Source organism: Bradyrhizobium lablabi, from assembly GCF_001440475.1.
Taxonomy (GTDB): Bacteria; Pseudomonadota; Alphaproteobacteria; order Rhizobiales; family Xanthobacteraceae; genus Bradyrhizobium; species Bradyrhizobium lablabi.
On the sequence record NZ_LLYB01000034.1, the window covers coordinates 151,017 to 151,218 of the forward strand.

A 202-nucleotide genomic window follows, 5' to 3' on the forward strand; every position below is an offset into this window, starting at 1 on the left:
AAATTCACGCCGCGGCGTGCCGGTGCCCCAGACCACGACCTCCCTGGCGCCGGCAACCTTGGCCTCATGGAAGCGGCGGATCAGCGCGGCGACGACGTGGCTGTATTCGGGGTGATAATTGTCGCCGCTTCCATAGAGGTTGGTCGGCATCACATTGATGAAGTCGGCGCCGTACTGGCTGCGATAGGTCTCCACCATCTTG

The 202-nt window shown here is 62.4% G+C and carries 1 protein-coding gene; it reads right to left on the reverse strand.

Features of this window, described 5'->3' with window-relative positions; all coding sequences use genetic code 11:
- Window positions 1–202, reverse strand: a 202-nt coding sequence (locus CQ14_RS45550; RefSeq protein ID WP_245320128.1) for an NAD-dependent epimerase/dehydratase family protein, incomplete at both ends; no start/stop codon positions are given.